Annotated in this window: 20 protein-coding genes and 1 riboswitch; of the genes, 14 read left to right on the plus strand and 6 right to left on the minus strand. The window is 36.7% G+C overall.

Going from position 1 to position 21,751, the window contains the following annotated elements; genetic code table 11:
* Window positions 1-21: 21 nt before the first annotated feature.
* From NX902_RS04040 to NX902_RS04070, 7 genes are all read left to right on the plus strand, one after another.
* Window positions 22-1,563, plus strand: a complete 1,542-nt coding sequence (locus tag NX902_RS04040; protein WP_163187939.1) for a xylose ABC transporter ATP-binding protein — start codon at window positions 22-24, stop codon at window positions 1,561-1,563.
* The gene (locus tag NX902_RS04045) at window positions 1,538-2,698 is read left to right on the plus strand and encodes a sugar ABC transporter permease (RefSeq protein WP_095330873.1); all 1,161 of its coding nucleotides are present in this window, start codon (window positions 1,538-1,540) and stop codon (window positions 2,696-2,698) included. Before NX902_RS04040 ends, NX902_RS04045 begins: the two co-directional genes overlap by 26 nt.
* A gap of 217 nt (window positions 2,699-2,915) precedes the next feature.
* Entirely contained in the window at window positions 2,916-3,899 is a 984-nt protein-coding gene (locus tag NX902_RS04050) for a ketoacyl-ACP synthase III (RefSeq protein WP_095330874.1), read from the plus strand.
* A 243-nt stretch (window positions 3,900-4,142) separates the two neighbouring features.
* Window positions 4,143-5,357, plus strand: a complete 1,215-nt coding sequence (locus NX902_RS04055; RefSeq protein ID WP_341160564.1) for an MFS transporter — start codon at window positions 4,143-4,145, stop codon at window positions 5,355-5,357.
* Window positions 5,358-5,483: 126 nt separating this feature from the next.
* A complete protein-coding gene (locus NX902_RS04060; protein ID WP_095330878.1) occupies window positions 5,484-6,527 on the plus strand; it encodes an ArsR/SmtB family transcription factor in 1,044 nt (347 codons plus the stop codon).
* Window positions 6,528-6,601: 74 nt separating this feature from the next.
* Entirely contained in the window at window positions 6,602-7,135 is a 534-nt protein-coding gene (locus tag NX902_RS04065; RefSeq protein ID WP_341160565.1) for a hypothetical protein, read from the plus strand.
* The gene (locus NX902_RS04070; protein ID WP_095330882.1) at window positions 7,084-8,352 is read left to right on the plus strand and encodes an MFS transporter; all 1,269 of its coding nucleotides are present in this window, start codon (window positions 7,084-7,086) and stop codon (window positions 8,350-8,352) included. The genes NX902_RS04065 and NX902_RS04070 overlap by 52 nt, the downstream gene beginning before the upstream one ends.
* 53 nt (window positions 8,353-8,405) lie before the next feature.
* Here NX902_RS04070 and fabF read toward each other — a convergent pair whose 3' ends face one another.
* Window positions 8,406-9,638 (minus strand): beta-ketoacyl-ACP synthase II, encoded by a 1,233-nt coding sequence (gene fabF / locus NX902_RS04075; RefSeq protein WP_095330884.1) that lies wholly within the window; start codon window positions 9,636-9,638, stop codon window positions 8,406-8,408.
* A 106-nt stretch (window positions 9,639-9,744) separates the two neighbouring features.
* Here fabF and NX902_RS04080 point away from each other — a divergent pair, with 106 nt between their 5' ends.
* Window positions 9,745-10,578: a helix-turn-helix transcriptional regulator gene (locus tag NX902_RS04080; protein WP_095330886.1), complete on the plus strand. Its 834-nt coding sequence runs from the start codon at window positions 9,745-9,747 to the stop codon at window positions 10,576-10,578.
* A 42-nt stretch (window positions 10,579-10,620) separates the two neighbouring features.
* On the opposite strand, the gene NX902_RS04085 is transcribed toward NX902_RS04080, so the two are convergent.
* Complete coding sequence (locus NX902_RS04085) at window positions 10,621-11,481, minus strand: SDR family oxidoreductase (RefSeq protein WP_123259972.1); 861 nt, start codon at window positions 11,479-11,481, stop codon at window positions 10,621-10,623.
* Window positions 11,482-11,653: 172 nt separating this feature from the next.
* Between NX902_RS04085 and NX902_RS04090 the strand changes: the two genes are divergently transcribed.
* The gene (locus NX902_RS04090; RefSeq protein ID WP_047941655.1) at window positions 11,654-12,001 is read left to right on the plus strand and encodes a winged helix-turn-helix transcriptional regulator; all 348 of its coding nucleotides are present in this window, start codon (window positions 11,654-11,656) and stop codon (window positions 11,999-12,001) included.
* Between the two features lie 31 nt (window positions 12,002-12,032).
* On the opposite strand, the gene NX902_RS04095 is transcribed toward NX902_RS04090, so the two are convergent.
* Together NX902_RS04095 and NX902_RS04100 are read right to left on the minus strand one after the other, a co-directional pair.
* Window positions 12,033-12,761, minus strand: coding sequence for an amino acid ABC transporter ATP-binding protein (locus NX902_RS04095; RefSeq protein ID WP_095330890.1), 729 nt, complete (start codon window positions 12,759-12,761; stop codon window positions 12,033-12,035).
* Complete coding sequence (locus NX902_RS04100) at window positions 12,748-14,142, minus strand: amino acid ABC transporter substrate-binding protein/permease (protein ID WP_235850288.1); 1,395 nt, start codon at window positions 14,140-14,142, stop codon at window positions 12,748-12,750. Before NX902_RS04100 ends, NX902_RS04095 begins: the two co-directional genes overlap by 14 nt.
* Window positions 14,143-14,679: 537 nt before the next feature.
* Here NX902_RS04100 and abc-f point away from each other — a divergent pair.
* Window positions 14,680-16,311 (plus strand): ribosomal protection-like ABC-F family protein, encoded by a 1,632-nt coding sequence (abc-f, locus tag NX902_RS04105; RefSeq protein WP_061800594.1) that lies wholly within the window; start codon window positions 14,680-14,682, stop codon window positions 16,309-16,311.
* 15 nt (window positions 16,312-16,326) lie between these two features.
* Here the strand turns inward: abc-f and NX902_RS04110 are convergent, their stop codons facing one another.
* Entirely contained in the window at window positions 16,327-16,533 is a 207-nt protein-coding gene (locus tag NX902_RS04110) for a DUF5316 family protein (RefSeq protein WP_249879194.1), read from the minus strand.
* A 132-nt stretch (window positions 16,534-16,665) separates the two neighbouring features.
* Here NX902_RS04110 and NX902_RS04115 point away from each other — a divergent pair, with 132 nt between their 5' ends.
* The 3 genes from NX902_RS04115 to NX902_RS04125 all read left to right on the plus strand — a co-directional run bounded on the left by NX902_RS04115 (window position 16,666) and on the right by NX902_RS04125 (window position 19,608).
* Window positions 16,666-17,631, plus strand: coding sequence for a S66 family peptidase (locus tag NX902_RS04115; RefSeq protein WP_171509326.1), 966 nt, complete (start codon window positions 16,666-16,668; stop codon window positions 17,629-17,631).
* Window positions 17,632-17,653: 22 nt separating this feature from the next.
* Entirely contained in the window at window positions 17,654-18,718 is a 1,065-nt protein-coding gene (locus NX902_RS04120) for a UvrB/UvrC motif-containing protein (RefSeq protein WP_171509327.1), read from the plus strand.
* A gap of 65 nt (window positions 18,719-18,783) precedes the next feature.
* Window positions 18,784-19,608 (plus strand): GNAT family N-acetyltransferase, encoded by an 825-nt coding sequence (locus tag NX902_RS04125; RefSeq protein WP_061800605.1) that lies wholly within the window; start codon window positions 18,784-18,786, stop codon window positions 19,606-19,608.
* 50 nt (window positions 19,609-19,658) lie between these two features.
* On the opposite strand, the gene NX902_RS04130 is transcribed toward NX902_RS04125, so the two are convergent.
* Window positions 19,659-20,195: a CueP family metal-binding protein gene (locus tag NX902_RS04130; protein ID WP_123259968.1), complete on the minus strand. Its 537-nt coding sequence runs from the start codon at window positions 20,193-20,195 to the stop codon at window positions 19,659-19,661.
* A gap of 254 nt (window positions 20,196-20,449) precedes the next feature.
* A riboswitch (cyclic di-GMP riboswitch) is annotated at window positions 20,450-20,535 on the plus strand.
* A gap of 108 nt (window positions 20,536-20,643) precedes the next feature.
* Between NX902_RS04130 and NX902_RS04135 the strand changes: the two genes are divergently transcribed.
* Window positions 20,644-21,615, plus strand: coding sequence for a sensor domain-containing diguanylate cyclase (locus NX902_RS04135; RefSeq protein ID WP_341160566.1), 972 nt, complete (start codon window positions 20,644-20,646; stop codon window positions 21,613-21,615).
* Window positions 21,616-21,751 lie beyond the last annotated feature (136 nt).

A 21,751-nucleotide genomic window follows, 5' to 3' on the forward strand; every position in this document is an offset into this window, starting at 1 on the left:
CTAATAGGTGGTGAATGAATAATGGACACATATGCGCTTCAAATGGAAGGGATTGTGAAAGAATTTCCGGGTGTTAAGGCTTTAGATAATGTTACTTTTTCCGTAAAGAGGGGGGAGATTCATGCCCTTTGCGGAGAAAATGGTGCGGGAAAATCAACATTAATGAAAATCTTAAGTGGCGTTTATCCACATGGAACCTATGAAGGTGACATCATCATTAATGGTCAAACAGTTCAGTTTAAATCTATTAAAGAATCGCAGGAGGCAGGAATTGGTATTATCTATCAAGAGCTTGCGCTTGTAGGGGAAATGTCAGTAGCCGAGAATCTTTTTCTTGGTCATGAGTTAATGAGAAAAAGAATAATCAATTGGAATGAAATTTATGTAGAGGCCCAAAAGTGGCTCGATCATATTGGGTTAAATATTGATCCGCAAACAAAAGTTGCCGATTTAACAGTCGGGAAACAGCAACTGGTAGAAATAGCAAAAGCTTTAACGAAAAAAACAAGCATACTCATTTTGGATGAACCAACTGCTGCTTTAACAGAAAGTGATGTAGAAATCTTAATCCATTTATTGCAAGATCTACGTTCACAAGGAGTTACCTGCATCTATATTTCTCATAAATTAGGAGAAGTTATGTCACTTGCTGATTCGGTCACCATATTAAGAGATGGCCAGACGATAAGCACTAATTCCATTGAGGAATTATCAGAGGATAAAATAGTCACAAAGATGGTTGGAAGAGAATTAACAGAACTGTTCCCATATGAGGAGCATGCTATTAGTAAAGAAAATATTTTAGAAGTGAAAGACTATACTGTCTATGATGAGCAAGGAAATAAAATCATTAATCAAGTTTCCTTTTTACTTAAAAAGGGAGAAATCTTAGGATTTTCAGGATTAATGGGAGCCGGACGATCAGAATTATTTATTAGTCTCTTCGGTGGATTCAAAGGAAAAAAAGAAGGAAAGGTCATCATAGATGGAAAAGAAACAAATATCCAAAAACCGGCTGATGCAATTAAAGAAGGATTAGCATATGTTTCAGAGGACCGTAAGCGCTACGGTCTTGTGTTAGGAATGGATATAACAAAAAATACGACGTTAGCGGCATTAAATAAAGTTGTTAAGCTAAATGTTATTGATCAGGCATTAGAAGTGAAAAGTGCAACAGATATAACGGAAAAAATGAAGTTAAAAGCGCCGAGCTTAGAAGCAAGAGTTGGACAACTAAGTGGTGGAAACCAACAAAAAGTAGTTCTAAGTAAGTGGCTGTTAAATAACCCGAAAATATTAGTTCTTGATGAACCGACAAGAGGAATTGACGTTGGAGCCAAATATGAAATCTATAAGATTATTAATGAACTTGTCCAACAGGGGGTCGGAATTGTTATTATTTCATCTGAACTGCCTGAAGTATTAGGAATGTCAGATAGAGTGCTAGTTATGGCTGAGGGTGAAATTTCTGGCGAATTTTTACGTGAAGAAGCTACCCAAGAAAAAATTATGACATGCGCCACAGGAGGGAAGAAAAATGAATATTCAACATCAAACAGTTGAAGAGAGCAAGAAAAGAGAAATAAGCTTTAAAGTTGATATGCAATCTTACACACTTATTATCGCTTTACTATTAATTGCATTAATATTTGGTTTTTTCACTGGAGGTGAATTTCTTTCTTCCCGAAATATCTCTAATTTATTTACGCAAATGTCCGTTATTTCCGTCCTTGCTATTGGTATGACGCTAATAATTGTTGCAGGTCATATTGATTTATCAGTTGGAGCATTAGTAGGATTAACAGGAGGAATCGCGGCAATTTTGCAAGTCTGGTATGATTGGGATACTTTTTTAGTAGTCCTTTGTGCAGTAATTGTGGGAGCGCTTTTAGGATTATGGCAAGGATGGTGGGTTGCTTACCGAGCTGTTCCTGCCTTTATTGTTACACTTGGAGGAATGCTTATCTTCCGAGGTATACTCATTGGTATAAGTAAGGGACAAACAGTCGCACCAATGAGTGATAGTTTTAAAAAAATTGGAACTAGTTATTTTCCATACATTCCTGGATATATTCTTGCATTAGTTAGTATCGCTTTGCTATTCCTTTGGACGACCAAACATCGTACAAAACGAAAAAATATGGGTTTAATGATCCCTGCTGCTAAGATAGACTATGGTAAGACTGTAGCTTATTCCTTTTTTATCCTGCTAGCAACCTATATGTTGAATCGGTATTTAGGTATTCCAATTCCAATCTTAATCGTTTTAGCAATAGCTGCAATCTTTATCTTTATTTCAAATAAAACACCATTCGGCCGATATGTCTATGCAATTGGGGGAAACCAAGAGGCAGCGGCATTGTCAGGGATTAATATAAAATGGAATACGCTGTGGGTGTTTATTACGATGGGAGGGCTTGCTGGTGTGGCGGGTGTTCTGTTAACAAGTAGATTAAATGCAGCAACCGTAAGTGCGGGGAATATGTATGAGCTTGATGCGATTGCTGCATGTGTTATCGGTGGAACTAGTCTGATAGGAGGAAAAGGAAAAATTGTTGGAGCACTAATTGGTGCTTTAATTATGGCTAGTATCGACAATGGAATGAGTATGATGAATATCCAAACCTTCTGGCAATATATAGTAAAAGGACTTATTTTAATTGTTGCCGTTTGGATTGATATATCAAGTAAGAAGTAAATAATAGGCTAGCTTAATGAGTAGAAGAGTCCTTACCTTGTAAAAAGGTGAGGATTTTTTATGGTGAAAATAGGTAAAGCAAATACAAAGAAAAAAACATATTCTAAAGAGAGATGAGCGAATATTTTTAAAGTAGAGAATAAAATTGCATAAAATTAGTACCAGGTAATAGTAATTGGTGTTAAAATAAAAGTAAATGAATAATGAGGTGATGTGAATGTCAACTTCCAAAGCACGTATTACAGCGATTGGTTCATACGTTCCCGAACGTATTTTAACAAATAATGATTTAGAAAAAATGGTGGAAACAAATGATGAGTGGATTGTAAAGCGAACAGGTATTAAGGAAAGAAGAATTGCGGATGAGCAGGAATTTACAAGCGATCTTAGCTATAAAGCAGTCCTTGATTTAATGGAACGATACGATAAAACAGTTGATGATGTTGATTTAATCATTGTTTGTACGATGACTCCTGAATATAAAACACCGAGTGTGGCTTCCAGCCTGCAGGCTAAACTAGGAATAAAGAATACAGGAGCAATGGATTTAAATGCAGCCTGTGCAGGATTTACTTATGGATTATATGTAGCAAATGGACTGGTTACATCAGGACTAAATAAAAAAGTTTTGGTTGTAGGGGCGGAAACATTATCTAAAATTACAGACTTCACTGATCGTACAACATGTATTCTTTTTGGAGATGGAGCAGGGGCAGTAATGGTAGAGTATGATGAAACAAAACCAAGCTTTCTTTCTTCTCATATCGGATCAGAAGGAGAAGGGGGACAGCATTTATATTGCACCAGTCTAGCTACTCAAATGAATGGTGTTGACTTACAGGGAAATGGCTGTATTGTTCAAAATGGTAGAGAAGTCTATAAATGGGCTGTTAAAACAGTTACTAATGGGATGAAAATTGTTGCTGAAAGAGGAAATAGGACTTTAAATGAGATAGATTGGTTTGTCCCCCATAGTGCGAATTTAAGAATGCTAGAATCAATTTGCGAGAAAAGTAATTTTCCAATCGAACAAACTTTATATAGTTTAGTTAACTACGGAAATACCTCTTCTGGTACGATCCCATTGTCATTGGATATCGGAGTGAAAGAAGGGAAATTAAAACAAGGGGATCATGTATTACTATATGGCTTCGGCGGTGGTCTAGCACATGCTGGATTATTAATTAAATGGACGATTTAATAACAAGAAACGGTGGCTTATTAGAATCAAACGTTTGATTAATCAAAAAGCTTAATTACTTTAAAAACAAAAGCAAGAGTTATACCTTTATGATAAGATGGATGTAACAAAATTTTAGAATACGCCTTATCCCCCTGGCTTATCTACTTAGAAGGAGTATGTATCAGAATGAACTGTCCAATTTAATAATCTCCGTTAATGAATGAATAACTTAATTATTTTTTAATTAGCGGGGGATAAAGCATGAAATTAAATAAGAACTTTACATTATTATTGAATGGGCAGTCTTTTGCCAATATAGGGGATGTCCTCTATATGGTGAGTATTATTAATTTGATCTATACCGTAAAGGGATCAGCAACAGCAGCATCATTTGTGCCGTTTACGATTACAACTAGTATGTTTGTCTCAAGTGTTTTAACACCACTTTTCGTGAGGAAAATTCGATTGAATCGGTTATTGGCAGGATCCCAAATAGGGAAGACCGGATTACTCTTACTATTGGGGTTTATCTTGCCAGGAATAACAGAAGCGAATTATTTTATCATTTTTATAGTTATAGGGCTTATTGCATTTCTTGATGGCTGTGCCAATCCAATCACAAGAACTTTAATTCCATACTATGTTAGACCGGAAAAATTAATGAAAGCAAACGGGATGGTAGAAACAGTGACACAGCTGATTCAGGCCGGAATGTGGTTTGTAGGAAGCATGTTTCTTCTTTTTTTAAGTCCGCAAAATCTTATTTGGTTTGTTGGCTGTTTATTTTTTATCTCGAGTTGTTTATTATGCCTTTTAGAAAATGTAGATGGGAAAACAATAGAGTCAGCGGGTAAACTAGAACAAATAAAAGCGGGCTGGAAAACACTATTTCATACACCGGTGTTAAGAAAAATGGCTTTAGTGGAATGTTTAGAAAGTCTCGCTGCAACGGTATGGATTGCAGCTGTTTTATATGTGTTTATTCAGGATGCGTTAAAGGTGGACCAACAGTGGTGGGGCTTTATGAATGGAACATTCTTTTTAGGATTAATTTTGGGAAGTCTCTATTGCATGAACTATTCTTCTTTTGTGGAAAGAAAATTAGGCGTGTTTTTAGTTGCGAGATCTTTTATAAGCTTTCTGCTAACGATTTTATTTAGTTTAAACAGTATTCCTATGCTTGCATTAGTTCTATCATTCGGTGTTGGTATTGTTACACAAATAAAAAATATACCACAGCAAACTGTTATTCAAACAAGCGTCCCCAAAGAGCAGCTATCAACCGTGTATACTTCTCTTGGAGCAATTGGTACAGGAATTTTCGGGATAGGCTCCTTATTGATGGGGTTACTGGCAGATTTATTAGGGGTAAGGATAGTCTTCCTTTTCTCAGGTGTTCTCCTTGCATTGGTCAGTATGATTATATATAAAAATAAATCTTTATTTCGTATTCAAAGCCATTTAGAAAAAGAATAAAAGTCATTTACTGGAAACTCGACCTTAACCAATAGGTCGAGTTTTTTGAATGGTTGATTCTAAAAATATTGAATTTATAATTCGGATAATTTAGAATAAAAGAAAATAGATGGAGGTGCTTTTCGAATGAAAGTATTTAGCACAACAGGTCGGAAACAAGAAACATATCAAGTTGAAATGAAATATTCTTTATTATGGGAATGTGCTTTGGGGATTGCTGCGATTACCAATGAACGTTTACTAGATTCATTAGATCAGCCGAAGAGTTATTGGGAAAATGTTCGAACAAACCTTTCTCAGAATTTACAAGCACAACTAGACTACGTAGAAGCGAATAATACATGGAAAGCATTGCTACAATTACTGCATCAACAGGATTTTTTGAGTCTTGACGTATTTACGGAATATATAAATAAACTAACGGAGAGACAATTAATCTATCAATGCATTCCGTTTTTAAGTGAAAGCTATCAACCTATTAGGGAGCATGCAGCTGATGGAAACAGAGAAGCGATAGAAAAGTTAAAAGAAGCTACAAAAGATAATCCTTTTTTTCCAACCTATATTTCTTTTATCTGCCAAGTTGATTCTCAGCAATTAAAACAGCATCTTATCACTGTGATGAGTGAATGGTATGAAGCAGTTATAGAACCAGATAGAGAAAAACTCACATCCATTTTACAAACAGATGTCTCCATAAAAGAAAAAATGAGACAGAAAATGGATCCAGAAGAATTTGTAGAATGGGCCACAGGAGGAATACGATATACACCCGAGCCGAGTGTTCATAAGGTATTACTCATTCCTCAATACATCTATCGTCCGTGGAATATTAAAGCAGATATAGAAGGAACAACAGTCTATTACTACCCGGTTTCCAATGAAAGTATTTCGCCGAACGATAAATATATGCCAAGTAACTTTTTAGTTTTAAAGCACAAGGCATTGGGCGATGAAGTTCGACTAAGAATGGTAAAACTATTATTTGAACAAAGTCGAACACTTCAAGACATAACAGAAAAATTAGAAATGGGAAAATCCACGATCCATCATCATTTAAAAATATTGAGATCAGCACAGCTAGTAGGAATAGAAGATGGAAAATATGTATTAAAAAGTAGTGCAATTACCTCGCTGGCAAAAGAATTAGAACAATATATTCAGCAATAAACGATTTGAAGGAGATTAAAGAGTGAAAGGAGGGATATCTAATCTAGATTAGGGAGGAGAATCAGCTTAAAGAGGTGTATATCAGCCAAAAGGAGAAGGGAATCAGCCAAACTGGAGAAATATCAGCCAAAGGGAGGAGAGAATCAGCCAAAGGGAGGGGGAAATCAGCCAAACTAGAGGGTATATCAGCCAAAGGGAGGGGGAAATCAGCCAAACTGGAGAAATATCAGCCAAAGGGAGGAGGGAATCAGCCAAACTGGGAAAATATCAGCCAAAGGGAGGGGGAAATCAGCCAAACTGGGAAAATATCAGCCAAAGGGAGGAGAGAATCAGCCAAACTGGAGAAATATCAGCCAAAGGGAGGAGAGAATCAGCCAAACTGGAGAAATATCAGCCAAAGGGAGGGGGAAATCAGCCAAACTGGGAAAATATCAGCCAAAGGGAGGAGAGAATCAGCCAAACTGGAGAAATATCAGCCAAAGGGAGAAGGGAATCAGCCAAACAAGGAAAATATCAGCCAAAGTGGAGGGAAATCGGCCAAAGCATCTAAGATAAGATGCCAAATCACCAATCAACCGATCAAACCAAAGAAAGTGGTGTTCATTTGAATATTTTTCGCAATAAATCATTCACGACTATGTGGATTGGAAATGGGATATCGGAGTTAGCGGGAGCCTTTGGGACCTTTTGCAACTCGTTATTAATCTATGAAATTACTGGTTCAACTTGGGCTTTAGGCAGTATGTGGCTATTATATTTTCTGCCTTCTCTCATCCTTCAGCTTTTTATTGGTCCATACCTTGATCGTTGGAGTAGAAAATGGATGATGATTTTTGCTCTCTGGAGTAGAGGCATAATATTTCTTTTTCCTCTCATTGGGTTTGTATCAGACACATTAGTACCGTGGCATGTTTATATTGTTCAAATCATCATTGGATTAATAACTCCGATTTATTCTCCTGCTAATCAAGCCATACTGCCTAATCTTGTTTCCAAAGAGCAATTAAGTAGTGCTAATGCCTATGTAGAAGGAATGGCCAGATTAATGACGTTCACAGCGCCAGTTTTTGCAGGGATTGTCATTGAATATATCGGAATTGGCAGTACTTTATTGTTTATTTGTACGGCGCTGATGCTTAGTGGATGTCTTTTGCTAGGTATTATGGAAGTAAGAGAAGAGAAAGTAGAAAGAAAAACGTGGGCAGTGGAATTTATGGAGGGGGTTCGCTACTTCTTTCAACAAAAAACGATTGTGTGGTTAGGGATTTTTTTAGCATTTGTTCAATTTGGGGTAGGGGTCACAATGGTGATTAATATTCCCTATATTAAAACAGTGCTAAATGGAAATAATGCCATGTACGGTTATTTTATGGCGGGTTTTCCTTTAGGATATATGTTTGGAACCTTACTTGTTGGCAAAATCAAATTCCAATCACGGAGACGCTTGATGCTAGGAGCACTATTAATAGGGGGAGTGACATACATTAATTTAGGAATAACAAGCTCACTCATTTCAGCCATCGCAACGGAAATAGTTGCTGGCATCACTATGGCATTTTTCAGCATACATAATATTACACTTTGTCAGCAAACCGTTCCCAATCATTTAATGGGCAAAATTATCTCGGTCCGATCCTTTATCATTCGAGCGATGATGCCGCTTGGTGTACTAGTAGGCGGAGCATTAAGTGAATTATGGGGAATCCGGCCTTTATACATTTTAATTGGAGCAATAATTACTACTGTTTCTTTAGTGGGATTATCGAGTCCTTACTTTGCCTTTTTGGATAAAGAAAGCATCAATAAAAACAAGCTGGCTGCTTAATCAATTAAGAAAGACTAGGAAATGGATTCGTTCCTTTTTCCTAGTCTTTTCTATTAATATTTCTTTAACAAAATAGCTGAGTTATGACCGCCAAAGCCAAAGGAATTAGAGAGACCAATGGATATGTCGGCTTTTCTTGCTCCCTCTGGGACATAGTCTAAATCACAGTCTGGGTCTGGAGTTTCCAAATTAGTAGTTGGCGGGATAATCCCTTCTCTCAAGCTCTGTATTAAAGCAATTGCTTCCGCTCCACCAGCAGCACCAAGCATATGACCAAGCATGGACTTATTCGCCGTTACAGGAATTTTATAGGCGTCTTCTTCAAATAATTTCTTAATCGCTAATGTTTCCGAGAGATCGCCGACAGGCGTACTGGTTGCATGGGCGCTAATCACATCTACATCAGAAGGAGAAATATTTGCTTTAGTTAATGCCCGCTTCATAGCAAGATATGCTCCTCTTCCTTCTGGATGGGTAGCCACCATATGATGGGCATCTGAGCTTGCACCATATCCAATGATTTCAGCTAAAATGGGAGCATTACGCTTTATAGCATGTTCCAAGTCTTCCACTACTAAAATAGCTGCCCCTTCACTCATCACGAATCCATCTCGATTTTTATCAAAAGGTCTACTTGCTGAAGCAGGTTCGTCATTTCTTGTCGATAATGCTCTGGCATTCCCGAAGCTTGCTAAGGAAAGATTCGTAATTGCAGCCTCCGCTCCGCCCGCAACCATCACATCTGCATCACCATTTCGAATCGTATGAAAGGCTTCCCCAATCGATGTATTTCCAATGGAACAAGCTGTTACCGGAGAGAGGGAAGGACCTTGAGCTCCGAATTTAATACTAATTTGCGCTGCAGCTGCATTGGAAATCATCATCGGTACTAAGTTAGGACTGACTCGATTAGGACCTCTTTGATTCAATGTATTTACATTATCGATAAGGGTGGTCAAACCGCCGATTCCTGATCCTACATAAACACCCATTCGCTCTTTATCTATTGAATCTAAGTCTAACTGTGAATTTGTTAAGGCTTCTTCTGCAGCAGCTAACGCAAACTGGCTAAATCGGTCCAATTTTTTTGCTTCTTTTGCTCCCCATCTTTCATCTGGATGAAAGTCAGTTACTACTCCAGCTATTCTTGTTTTGGAATTAGATACATCTAAATGGTCGATAGAAAGGATTCCCGATTCACCCTTTAAGAGGTTCTGCCAATATTCATCCACGTTATTTCCTAACGGTGAAATAATTCCCATTCCAGTGACAACAACTCTTTTCACGATTTTTCCCCCATTCCTTTTTTCTTTATTGTATCCTTTTCTTATCCTATTACAAGTTGTAGTTTATACTAGTATAAATAGTACTAGCTTAAAAAGGAGAATGGATATGAATAGAGATATAAGGCTAGAAGCACTCTCGGAATTTTTGAAAACAAAGCGCTCTAAGATACAGCCGCAAATGGTTGGACTCCCAGCTGGAACGAGAAGAAGAACAGCAGGACTCCGCCGTGAGGAAGTGGCACAATTAGCTGGAGTAAGCACTACCTGGTATACCTGGCTAGAGCAAGGTAGAGATATTAAAGTGTCTATCTCTGTTCTCGAAGCAGTAGCAGATGCGCTGCAATTAAATTCGGATGAGCGAAAATATGTATATGGATTAGCGTTTGAGGAGGGAAATTCTTTTTTTCCTAAAGAGGCGGAAGAAGACATGATGACTCCAGCCTTAGAAAGAATTTTAAAGGAACTTCGCTACTGTCCAACTATTATAACGGATCGCCGTTCTTTTATCGTCGGCTGGAATGAAGCCGCCAAGCAAGTATTCCTAGACTTTGAAAAAATCCCATCGGAAAAAAGAAATCTCATCGAATTGCTTTTTTCCAGAAAAGAACTAAGAGCATTGGCAGTCAATTGGGAGGACTTTGTAAAAGGATTTATTTCCATCTTTCGCACTTATTTAGGACAATATATGGCCGATGAGTGGTATCAAGAATTTATCGAAGACATGAAAAAGAACTATCCAGACTTTAATAGGATGTGGAATGAAAGTGAAGTAAGTTCTGCTCCTGAGGTATTAATTGAATTTCGCCATTCCAAGGCAGGAAAAATGATTTATAATTTAACCTCCTTACAAGTTCATGGCGCAAATGATTTAAGATGTAGTATTTATACGCCTGTTGATGGAACAGGGACGGAGGAGAAGATTAAGCATTTGATGAAATGAAAGAAGGGACACAGTCGATTTTTGTGTCCCCTTTCCTGTTTATTAAGAATTAGAAATAAGCTTTCTAACTCCATCCACTACAGGTGTTTCCGAACGGCCCAGCAATTTTTCAAAATCATTGCTTTCAATGTCTAAAGTACCTTCGCGAATATCCTTTTGAATTGCTACAAGCATAGGAACAACAAAATCTGGTATGCCAGCTTGTGTCATTATTTCTGCATATTTACTGTCATCTACATGTTGGACAGGTACTTCTTTTCCAATCACCTGGCTAACAGCAGCAGCGATCTCTTCTTGTGATAAAGGTTTGCCAGAAAGTTCATAAATCGTATTTTCATGTCCTTCACCGGCTAGCACTTCTGCTGCAGCTTCTGCATAGTCCTGCTGTAGAGCCCAGCCGACCTTTCCGCTGCCAGCAGAGGTAACCCACGGTGCTCCACCTTGAACTCCTTGAATAGTAGAAAGCTCATTTTCTAGGTACCAGTTATTACGTAAGAAGGAATAAGGGATACCTGTTTTTTGAATAGCAATCTCTGTTGCTTTATGAACTTCAGCAAGGAAGTTAGTGCTTTCCTGTGCATTCGCAATACTTGTATATGCGATAAAGGAAACACCAGCGTTTTTAGCAGCATCGACAGCATTATTGTGTTGGCGAATTCTAGTTTCTGTATCTCCATCTGCTGAAATAATTAATAGGCGATCGATTCCTTTGAAGGCTGCTGCTAAAGTTTCTGGCTGATCGAAATCTCCATGGCGAACATCTACGCCTTTTGCGCGTAAATCCTCTGCTTTTTCTGGATTGCGTACACTGACAGCAAGCTGATCAGCAGGTACTTTTGCTAATAAAACATTTACGATTTTAGATCCAAGTTTACCAGTAGCGCCTGTTACTAATAGTTTCATTTGAAATTCCCTCCAATTAATGTTTTTCTTTCATTATAACCCAACGACTTTAACAAGATGTGTTGTTGGATATCCAATATAGGTATATAGTATATTCATAGTAAAAAAAATGAAAGTAGTTATTTTTTTATAACATAGTCACATAAATAGTACCATGGGAAGGAGAGAGAAAATGGCACGTTTTTTTGTTCAAAATGAATCTGTCTCAATCGATGAGGAGGGTTTTTGTCCTGTAACTTATACACAAAATTTAACGGCGGGAAGATGGAAGATTATTATCTTATGGCATTTAAGTCAGGGGACAAAACGGTTTAATGAATTGCAAAGACTATTGCCTGGCATATCAAAAGGGATTTTAACAAGGCAGTTAAGAGAATTAGAAGCAGATCAAATGGTGCACAGAGAAGTTTATAAAGAAGTGCCTCCCAAAGTGGAATATTCCTTAACAGAAAAGGGAGTTAGCTTTATTCCTATTCTTGATTTAATGGGAGAGTGGGGGAAAAAGCATTTTAAGGAATAAAAATGGGGACAAATAATTGTCCCCATTAGCTTTACAATACTTTATTCAAGAAATCTTTTGTACGCTCATTTTGTGGGTTTCCAAAAATCTCTTGTGGTGTGCCCTCTTCCACGATATAGCCATTATCCATGAAGATTACGCGATCTGCTACTTCTCTAGCGAAGCCCATCTCATGTGTAACAATTACCATCGTCATTCCTTCTTGAGCTAATTGCTTAATAACGTTTAATACTTCTCCGACCATTTCAGGATCAAGTGCACTTGTTGGCTCATCGAACAGCATAATATCAGGGTTCATCGCAAGGGCCCGTGCAATGGCAACCCTTTGCTTTTGACCGCCAGACAATTTAGAAGGATTTTCATTAGCTTTATCCTTTAAGCCGACACGGTCTAATAGTTGTAAGGCTTTTTCCTTTGCTTGCTGTGGCGTTGCTTTTTTCAAATCAACTGGAGCAAGGGTGATATTTTCCAAAACCGTTAGATGTGGGAAAAGATTGAAATGCTGAAACACCATTCCGATATTTTCTCTGATTTTGTTAATATCATTTTTTTTATCCGTTAATTTAAAGTCATTTACAACAACTTCGCCACTTGTAACTTCTTCTAACATATTTAAACAGCGAAGAAGGGTACTTTTTCCGGAGCCAGAAGGACCGATTAAACAAACAACTTCGCCCTCTGTTACCTGTAAATCAATCGATTTTAAAACTTCAAGATTACCATATGATTTTTTCAGATTCGTCACATTAAGCTTGGCCATTTTTAATCCTTCTTTCTAATCGATTTGATACTTTTGTTAGAATCATAATGACGATAAAGTACATAATTCCGACGATCAGCCACATTTGGAATGATTCTAAGTTTCTTGCAATAATAATTTTTCCGCTTTGTGTCAATTCGTTAATACCGATAATGGAAAGAATAGACGTATCTTTTAGTGTAATAACAAATTGGTTAATAAATGCTGGAATCATTAATTGGATAGCCTGTGGAAGCACTACCTTTCTCATTGCTTTTCCATAAGGAAGTCCTAAACTGCGCGCAGCCTCCATCTGCCCTTTATCAACGGATTGAATTCCTCCGCGAACAATTTCAGCCATATAAGCACCAGCGTTTAAACTTAATGTAATAAGACCGGCAGCAACTGCTGTAATTCGGAAGTCAAGAGCTGCTGGAATTCCGAAGTAAATAAAGAATGCTTGGACAATTAATGGTGTTCCTCGGAAAATATCAATGTATATACCAGCAATTGTTCGTAAAACTTTACTTTTTGCAATACGTAATAGTCCAAAGATAATTCCTAGTACAGTTGCAATTAATAGAGAAACGACTGTTAAGATAAGTGTCATTTTTAAACCAGATAATAAGCTTGGGAAGCTCTCTTTTAATAAACCAAAAAAGCCACTCTTAGCTTCTTCATCTGATCCAGTTTCTAAGTATTTATCTAATATTTCTTGATATTCTCCAGATGCCTTTAGATTGGCTAATCCTGTGTTGAACATTTCAAGAAGCTCTGTATTTTGTCCTTTGGAAACAGCGAATCCATAAGAGGCTCCTGCTTCTTTATCTGTTACACTTTTTAAGCCATTTCCTTGCTTGATTCCATATGCTAATACTGGATAATCATCAAATACAGCCACGGAATTTCCAGTTCTTACTTCCTCGTACATATTAGCAGAATCATCGAATGTTACGATGGAAAAACCATATTTGTCTTTGATGCTTTCTGCAAAGCTTGCACCCTCTGTTCCTGTTTTAACAGCAACCTTTTGACCTTTCAAGTCTTTATAGGAGGAGACTTTATCATTATCGCTGTCGACGGCCATAATGATACCAGAATCAAAATAGGGTTCCGAGAAATCAAATTTCATTTGTCGTTCTTCTGTTATGCTCATCCCGGCAATAACAGCATCCACTTGTTTTGATTCAAGTGCTTGAACAGCTGCGTTAAATCCAAGTGGCTTCATTTCATATTTGAAACCTTGATCTTTCGCAATAGCAGCCATTAAATCCATATCGATTCCGACGAAGTCGCCATTTACATCCTGAAATTCAAATGGTGCAAATGTAATATCTGTTGCAATCTGATATACTTTCTCCTTTGCTTCTGCTTTTGATATAGGAGAAATAATATTCAGCATAGTTAAGATAACTACGAAGAATAAAACTAATTTAGACATCCTTTTCTTTTCTTTCATTCGTGCAACTCCTTTTCGTTTTTCTTAAGGTTATAAAGTTCTGGTATAACATGTTAGATTACCTAACAAAACATAATTAAAATAATACTAAACAATTTTGATCTTGTACAGATAGGAATATTAAGAGAAAATTTACCAATTATTTTTAAGACGCTGGATTCCTTAAGGGCAAGTATGTTATACTACAGTTACTTATAACGAAAGGGATGATGGGTGAACGATGAAGAACTAATCTTATTTTTCCAAAATTTGAATGAAATACATTTCAAATGGAACAAAAAATAGGATTAGTCTGCCCATTTCCATAAATCGCTTTTTCAAGCATATCTCTAATGGTATGTGCACAATGATTGGTCGATATGCACGCTTTTTGTATATCGGTTATGTATGGTGTGAATGAGCAAATAATTAGGTACGGCTAATCCTTCCAGAGAAAATTTGGGAGGATTTTTTTTCTCCCTTCTGAAAGGGATTGATAATATGAAAGAACTCTTAAAGTTAATCAATATCGGATATGAAGTGCTCGATACAACTATTTTTACAAATATAAATGCAAGTGTACAGCAAGGAGAAGTTATTGGGATTATTGGCAAAAATGGTGCAGGCAAATCGACTTTACTGCAGTTAATAAATAAAGAAATTGTCCCTACAGATGGACATATCAAGTGGGTAAAGGAAGACTTATCGGTTAAAATGGTTGAACAGGAGACCGAAAATTATGACTTAGAGAAAGAAACTTTTTTGGAATCGAAGCTATTAGAGAAATGGCAGGTGCCGACAAAGGACTTCCGAGTAATGAGTGGCGGGGAAAAATTAAAAGCACGTCTTGGTAAAGGCTTTGCCCATGATGCTGATTTATTGCTATTAGACGAACCAACCAACCACTTAGATGAACAAAGTATGGCACTGCTTCATGAACTAATAACAGCATATAAAGGAACCATTATTATCGTTTCTCATGACCGCTATTTCTTGGATAAAGTTACGACGAAAATCTGGTCGCTTGAAAATAAACAGCTTATCGAACATAAAGGGAATTATACAAGCTATATGGAGGCACGCGAGCAAAAGAGATTAACCCAGCAGCGGGAGTATGATAAACAGCAGAAGAAGATTAAACAAGTGGAAGGACAAATGAAGGAGCTCACCTCTTGGTCTCAGAAAGCACATGCCCAATCAACAAAACAAGAATTCCCAAAAGAATATTATCGCACAAAGGCCAAACGAATGGATGCTCAAGTCAAATCAAAGCAAAAACGTTTAGAAAAAGAGCTGGAAAAAAATAAAGTGGAACGTTTAGACGAAGAGTATACGGTAGCTTTTTCGATTGAAGCGAATAAAAAGAAGGGGAAACGCTTTTTGGAAATTAAAGATTTATCCAAAGCATTTGACTCTAAAATGTTGTTTGAAAAGGTGAATATAACGATTCAGCATGGGGAAAAGGTTGCGATTATGGGACCTAACGGAAGTGGGAAAACAACCTTATTAAACATTATTTTAGGAAAAGAAAAGGCCAATGGAGAAGTCTGGATTTCACCGACAGCCACTATCGGCTATCTAACACAGGAAGTATTCGATCTTCCTTTAGAGGAAACACCAGAACAGCTATTCTTTAAAGAAACATTTAAAGAAAGAGGAAAAGTACAAACACTGATGAAACATTTAGGGTTTATGGCGTCTCAATGGAAGGAACCAATAAAAAGTATGAGCATGGGAGAACGGGTAAAATGCAAATTAATGGCTTATATTTTAGAAGAAAAAGATGTGCTCATACTCGATGAACCAACCAACCATCTTGATTTACCTTCCCGAGAGCAATTAGAAAAAACGCTATCCCAGTATAATGGAACACTTATTATTGTTTCCCATGACCGTTATTTCCTAGAGCAAACAACGTCAAGTAAGCTAATCATAGGTAATGGAACGGTTCAAAGGCAATGGACAGAGTCTCCAAAACGAGATAGAGATAATAAAGAAGAATTACGGCTAAAACTGGAGACAGAAAGACAAGAAGTGTTAGGAAAATTAAGCTTTATGACACCAAAGGATAAGGAATATGCGGAATTAGATAGAAAGTTTCTGGAATTAACGAAGCAAATGAAGGAGCTATAGGGGGTTATTCCCCTTTTAATTTGTAAAATAATTAATTATTCCAGCTATTGCTAATGAGACTACACCAATTAGAAAGGCTATCATGGATATTTTTATGTTTAATGCGCGATCTTCTTTTGTTTCTGTGAAATGGTGGTTTCTGTGCTGCCTGCCATCTGGCCACGCTCCGATCATTGTCACCGCGATGAAGATCGAGATGATACCGATGATGAAAAAAAACACACAAACATAGATATTCCTCCTTTTTAAACAAGAAGTAATTTTCTTGTTTAAAATATACGTTTGATCAAACTTGAAAGTTACAGAAATATAAGATTATTTATGCTTTAATAAGAAGAAAGAGGAGGAACAGACATGAGAATACCTGCTAAGCTACAAAAGGGCGATGAAATTAGAGTGATTGCCCCTAGTCGAAGTGCAGCAATTTTATCAGAAGAGGGAATAGAGCAAGCAAAGAAAAGATTAGAGAATCTTGGCTTTGTTGTGACGTTTGGGAAGCATATTTTTGAATCTGACTTACAATTCTCCTCCACGATTGAGCATCGGGTAGAGGATATTCATGATGCTTTTCGGGATCAAAATGTAAAAGGAATATTAACGGTCATTGGCGGATTTAACAGCAATGAGCTGTTGCCTTATTTAGATTTTGATTTAATAAAAGCTAACCCTAAGATGCTTTGTGGGTATAGTGATATAACCTCTTTAGCAACTGCGATTACAACCAAGGCTGATTTTATTACCTATTCTGGTCCACACTTTTCTAGCTTCCAAATGGAAAAGCTACAGGAATACCAAACAGAATATTTCCGGAAATGCGTGATGGAAACTAGTGCGTTTATCATAGAGCCTTCTGATGTGTGGACAGATGATGCGTGGTATTTGGATCAAGAAAATCGCCAATATGAACCTGGAGGCTGGAGGGTATACCAAGAGGGAAGTGCAAAAGGGCAATTGTTTGGTGGTAATCTATGTACCTTAAATTTACTGCAGGGAACAGAATATATGCCTAATCTTAAAGATGGCATTCTATTTGTAGAAGATGATGAATTAACCATTCCAGAAACATTCGCAAGAGATTTAACCTCTTTGTTGCAGACAGCAGGAATAATTAAAGCATTAGTAATTGGGAGATTTCAGCGAGCTTCGAAAATGACAGAAGAGCAGCTTTTGTTTATTTTAGATAAACATCCTCTTTTGCAGCAAATCCCTGTATTATATGATGTGGATTTTGGTCATATCCAACCATTCTTTACTTTTCCCATTGGGGGAGAAGTAGAGATTGATACAAAGAACTATGGAATTAAAATGACTACTTTTTAAATGGTTCAGTGGAGGAATAGACTTGGAGCTTAAAGAAAAGATAAAAAATCTGCCCGCATCTCCAGGGGTATATTTGATGAAGGATTCCTCTGGACAAATCATTTACGTTGGCAAATCCAAAAGATTAAAAAATAGAGTTTCTTCTTATTTTCAGCATTCGAAAAATCGGATTGGTAAAGTAGAAAAATTAGTGAAGCATATAAAGGATTTTGACTTTATTGTCACAGACACGGAGTTTGAGGCATTAATGCTGGAATGTAAGTTAATAAAAGAGATTCAGCCCATGTACAATAGGATGATGAAAGCGACAAAGGCATACAACTACATCATATTCCGATACCAGAAGGGCAGCTACCGTTTGGAGATTGTAAATGAATTGGAGAAGGAAGATATTCATTATTATTTTGGTCCTTTCACTAGTAAAAGAACAGTAGAAAATGCGATAAAAGGAATCAAATCATTTTATAAAATAGATTGTTCCAATACGACAAACAGTACTAGTCCCTGTCTCAATTATACAATCGGAAAGTGTATAGGGATTTGCTTCAATCCAATAGCTGAAGAAACGTATCAACAAATTATCCATCGTCTTATCTCTTTATTTAAAAAACAGGATACTAGAATACTAGAAGAGATGTCCGCTGAAATGAATGAAGCTTCTAGTAATTTTGAGTTTGAGAAAGCAGCGGAAATAAGAGATACCATTGCCAAAATAAAGACGATTCTGCAAACAGAAACAGTAATAAATATTATGGTAGATAATCGTCTTTTTCTAGCAGTCGAGTACTTAGATAATGGCCGGATAAAGCTATTTCTGATTAGACGAAATCAAATTTTATACCGGCAAATATATGAAGCAAATCATTTTGATATGCAAGTGGTGAAGAGGCAGATTTGCACATATCTTTCAAGAAAGAATCTGTTTATTGGCACTTTAGATAAAGCAGAAATAGACGAAGCTTATATTATTTACAACTATTTAAACAGCGGCAATTGTCAGTATGTTGTCATAGAGGGCGAATGGCAGGGAAATAGAGAATGTGGTAATTTGGAAAACAATCTCAGGAAAATCATTCCCTTTCATTAATAAGAAATTTTTCAGGAAATACAGATAAAAATGCAGTGACATCCTAAAATAGAGGAGAAATCAATATGCTGTCAAAAGAACAAATTGCTGAAATTAGAGAGCTTAAGGATATTTGTGAGAAAGAAGAAGGTTTTGAGTTAAAGCTTAACTTTGATATGCTCGAAAATCGAAATGGAGAAAAGAAAGAGGACTTTTTTTATTATGTAGACGGCAAACTAGTTGGCTTTTTAGGGAGCTACTATTTTGGCAAAAAAGTTGAGTTGTGTGGTATGGTTCATCCACATTTTCGCCGGAACGGGATTTTTACAGCTTTGCTGGAAGAAGGCTTAGAAACAGCAAGACAGAGAGAAGCTACGAGTATATTATTGAATGCTCCTGCTGCATCGCAGAGTGCAAAAGTATTTCTAGAGAAGCTACCATGTTCCTATGCCTTTTCGGAACATCAAATGAAATGGCATAAGGAAGATTTAATAGAGGATGCTGCGATTTCTTTAAGACCATATGATTATGATCAGGATAAAGAAATAGAAATAGAGCTTGATGTTTTAGGCTTTGGTATAGCTGAGGAGGATGCTCGAGATTACGTTAACACCATAACGGAGCAGGCTGGTGATAAACGCATGATTATTGAGGTAGATGGAAAAACAGCGGGGAAAATCAGAGTTTCTGAAACCGATGGAGAAGCATGGATTTACGGGTTCGTTGTTGTTCCAGAGCTTCGCGGAAAAGGAATTGGCAGAAGGGCATTATCCAAAGTGGTAAAAATGGAAAAGGAAAAAGGCCTTTCTATCTTTTTAGAAGTAGAAGCAAAAAATGCTCGAGCGCTTAAACTTTATGAGTCTTGTGGATTTCGAAGCTATCATTCTCAGGACTATTATGAATATAAATAACTCTTTTGACAGAAGGTATCTAAATGTAGTCATTAAGATACCTTCTATCCTTATATCAAAGGAAGAGCAGTAATACATGTATTATCATCCTTAAAAGTAGCGAGATCCGATTTGGCTGTTTTGCCATTATAGGAGATGGTTAATTTTAAATCTTTATTGCGTGGAAGCCATAAATCGATAAACCCGTTTTGCTGAGAAGTTATAAGTTCATCTACATAAACATTCCCCACGTCATCTTCAATAAGTACCGCGAATTCCTTATTTGCCAATTCCCCGCGGCACCCTGCTAAATTATGGATAGCACAAGGGTGAGTATCTACTAAGTAAGGAGCAACAGAAACAAAAAATTCCTCCTTGGGCAAGCGATAGAGATGCTCTTCGTTGTCGAGAGTATTCACCGTTAATGTATCAGAGGTAATGGAAGCGGCAGCTGCTGACTTCTTCCCGGAACTAAAATCTTGAACAAGTTGTTTGATATCGCTATCGTCCATTTTTTCATAGCGGTTATTTTGGGTAATAATTAAAAGAATCGTTACAGCAAATAGTATGGTAATAAATATCGGAATGATAAGTTTAGTTTTTTTCATATTAATCGCATTCTCCCTTTCAAGTTTGACTGCTTATGTATAAAGATAACAAAAAAGAGCAAAAAATCATGAAAGAAAAAAGGAGATTTTGTGAATTTTTTTTATTTAATCGATTTCTTTTTCATTTTTCAGAAGTTTGGTAAAAATTGTGAGGAAAGTCCTTTCTTTCTCTTGTGTATCTGTCTATTTTCCTATAAAATTTGTAATAGAAACTAGAAAAAGGAAATAGAGTATTTCATTATTTAAATATAATAAAATGATAAAGGCAAATTCATCGAAAGGTGAAGACGCAAAGCTATAGGGACTAAGATCGTGGAGATTAAGTCAGCCAGTTACCGATTTATCTTGATAAAGAAGAGCTAATCGGTCGAAGATTAGCTTTTTTCTATTATTTGGATAGCTGTAATATGTCGATGATAGTCTCACTAATGGTAAGGTGAGGAGAAAAATGGGGATATTATATTTTTGCTGCGGAGTAATGATAGGTATTTTCTTTTGGAAAAAAAATGATAAGCGTAAATATAATAAGTGGAAAGCGAAAGTAGAAAAAGAAGACATTATGTTTCGACTAGTGGAAAGCTCAAAGGACATCGTTTATCGATATGAAGTGAAACCGCAAATGAGACATTCGTATATTAGTCCTTCCGCCGATGCTGTATTAGGAGATGGCATGGTCAAGGAATTTTATCGGAATCCGTATGCCCCTTTAGAAATGATTTATCCCGATGATTATCACATTATGTACAAAAAACTTCATGGTGCAATTGATTATAGTCAGCCACTGGTTCAACGAATGAGATGTTCAGACGGTTCTTATAAATGGTTTGAGGAATATGCGACGCCTATTTATGAGCATGGAGAGCTTGTAGCGATTCATGGAATCATTCGTAATATCGACGAGAAAGTAAGACTACGAGAGAATTTAGAGCATCAGCTGATCCATGATGCATTGACAGAAGTATATAATCGCTTTTACTTTGAACAAAAGATGGAAGAATTTGATACGAAAATAGATGAAGTAATTGCCATTATCATATGTGATTTAGATGAACTAAAACAAGTTAATGATAAGTACGGTCATAAACAAGGCGATGATTTAATTAAAGCAGCTGGAAAATTATTAAATACTTTTTCTTCTCCTTATATTACGGTCTCGAGAATCGGCGGGGATGAATTTGTCTTGTTAATTCAAGGAATGCAGCAAGAAGAAATAGAAGAGTTATATAAGAGGATGACGATGGGATTAAGCGATAAGGGAAAATGCGTAGAAGAAAACATGGTGAGAATGTCGATTGGCTACGCATTTGGTCAAAGCTCTCTTGGAAGAATGACAGCCTTATTTACAGAAGCAGATAATCATATGTATCAAAATAAAGTTCAGAAGAAAAAGAAAAAACAAAATAAAGTATTGGCAGAATAACTTGTTTTGCAGCACAGGGAAGACAGCTTTCAACTAAAGGAAGCTGTTTTCTTTATATAGAATTGTTTTTTGCAAAGTGTTATTGCATGTTCTTCACGGTGAAAAGGGTATAATAGAAATATCAAAAAGGAATGGA

This window comes from Niallia sp. FSL W8-0954, assembly GCF_038005605.1.
GTDB lineage: Bacteria > Bacillota > Bacilli > Bacillales > Cytobacillaceae > Niallia > Niallia circulans_A.